Raw genomic sequence first — 2156 nt, 5'->3', positions numbered from 1 at the left:
AACCCGCAACTTGACGATGTGAGTGACGAAAACGGTCAAATTTCTGCAAAAAATGTTTTTAAAGAAAATTTGTTTGACGAGCAAGAAAGCGCGCAAGACAAGCCTGAGCCTAAAAACGACGTTTTAAACAGCGACGATCAAAATCAAATTTTGCCAAAAGATGAGCAGGGTGATCAAAAAATCCCCAAAAAGCCGGTGCAACAAACGTTTGATTTAAGCTAGCGCGTAAATTTGGTATTTGCGCTTTTAATCTAGAGGTTAGCATTAAATTTATGCGGGTTTGGCAGGCCTACATCAAATTTACGAGCTAAATTTAAGCCCAAAATCTGTAAAATCTCGGCTGATAAATTTGCATTTTACGGCACAAAAATAAAGCAGGGCGGCTAAATTTGGCTCTCAAATTTAACAAAAAAACTATCAAAATTTACGCCAAATCTGCAAAACAAACTGCAAAATGTCAAATTTGGCAAAAGCGGCAGGGAAAGCCAGCCCAAACGAACCTAGGAGAAAAAATGAACGAAACCCTCATAAATATCGGCCTTGCCGCGACGCAGATTTTATTTACGTTTGCGCTGGGATTTTATCTCATCACCTGCCTTCAGTGGTTTTCCTACAAGTTTGAGCGCGTGCTGTTTCACTTCACTAGGCCGCTGTGGCACGTGTTTTTCCTCATCGTGCCGATCGTGCTTTTTTACGGGGCGGAGCGATTTTTTTGGATCTATTTTTACTTTGCACTGGTGCCAAGCCTCGCCCTTTGGCACAAAAAACTCGATAAAAAGCTAGTTTTTACGCCGCGAGTCAAGCGATTTTTTGTTATCTTAGCGCTCGCCGTTATCGCTAGCTACGCCGTTTATATAGCGACGCAGTACCGCGTAAATTTAGGCGTCGTCCTGCCGCTCGTGGTATCTTTTGCGCTTAGCTTTTTGCTGGAAAAGGCTAAATTTAAAGCCTACGAAAACAGCGCGCGCAAAAAGCTAGCCTCGATGCCTGAGCTTAAAATCATCATGATAACGGCGAGTTTTGGCAAAACCAGCATCAAAAATTTCCTATTTGAGTTGCTTAAAAATGACTTCGCCTGCCGCAAAACCCCTCGCAGCGTAAACACGCTAGCAGGCCTCATCCAAGACGTAAACAACGAACTTGCCGTCGGTACGCAGATATATATCGCCGAGGCCGGCGCACGCCTAAAAGGCGACATCGCGCAGATCACGGAGTTTTTGAACCCGCAGATCGCCATCGTCGGCGAGATCGGCGCGCAGCATATCGAGTACTTTAAGACGCTTGAAAATATCCGCGCCACGAAGCTTGAGGCTCTTAGCTCAAAGCGCCTAGAAAAGGCTTTCGTGCACAGCAGCACGCAGGCAAACGAGGGCGAAAAGATAGAAATTTACGATAGCTATCTAAACGGTGTGGAGGCGAGCTTGGATGGGGTTAAATTTAAGCTTGGCGAGAGGGAATTTGCTTCGCCGCTGCTTGGTAAATTTAACGCCGCAAACCTAGCCGTCTGCGTCAAAACCGCGCTATATCTGGGGTTAGACGAGGCCAGGATCGCCGCAGCTCTTGCGCGCCTAAAAAACGTCGAGCATAGACTCGAGCGTATCGATGCCGGCGGCAAAATCATCATCGACGACGGTTTTAACGGTAACTTTAACGGTATGAGCGCGAGCTACGAGCTAGTCGCCGGCTACGAGGGGCGCAAGGTGCTCGTGACGCCCGGCATCATGGAGAGCAGCGACGAGGAGAACGAAAAACTAAGCAAGATCATCAACAAAACCTTTGATATCGTTATGCTAACAAGCTCGCTAAACGCCGTCGCGCTGCTAAAGCACCTAAGCAGGCCAAAAGTCATCGTCATCAAGGACAAATCAAAAATGCAAGAAGCCTTGGCGCAAAACACCAAAGCCGGCGATCTGATCCTTTTTTCAAACGACGCTCCGAGCTTTATGTAGGCGTAAATTTGAGGGTTTTGGGACGGCTAAAATTTGGTCTTTAGACCAGATTTATAGGCTTACTGCTTGACACTATAAAGCAAAAATTTACACTATAATTTGTGGCATTATTAGCTAAAATTTAAAAATTCTATCGCTTATTTTTGGCCAATTTTTCTGCAAGTATCTGTTTTAATTGATAATTATATTGCAACAAGCCCGTTTTAG

Annotated in this window: 1 protein-coding gene and 1 pseudogene; both read left to right on the top strand. The window is 45.3% G+C overall.

Translation table 11 applies throughout. From position 1 onward, the window contains the following. Positions 1 to 222 (top strand): annotated as a pseudogene (locus Q0338_RS00850) (alpha/beta hydrolase); the annotation flags it as partial. Positions 223 to 512: 290 nt separating this feature from the next. After that, positions 513 to 1949, top strand: a complete 1437-nt coding sequence (gene murF, locus Q0338_RS00845; RefSeq protein ID WP_298085109.1) for a UDP-N-acetylmuramoyl-tripeptide--D-alanyl-D-alanine ligase — start codon at positions 513 to 515, stop codon at positions 1947 to 1949. Positions 1950 to 2156 lie beyond the last annotated feature (207 nt).

It is taken from the genome of uncultured Campylobacter sp., assembly GCF_938018145.1.
Lineage (GTDB): Bacteria > Campylobacterota > Campylobacteria > Campylobacterales > Campylobacteraceae > Campylobacter_A.
The sequence above is the reverse complement of the archived record's forward strand: the minus strand, read 5'-3'. Positions and strand labels throughout refer to the sequence as shown.

What these genes read in the sequence shown, in the direction of transcription:
- murF (WP_298085109.1), top strand. Translation starts at nt 513, where the DNA reads ATGAACGAAACCCTCATAAATATCGGCCTTGCCGCGACGCAGATTTTA.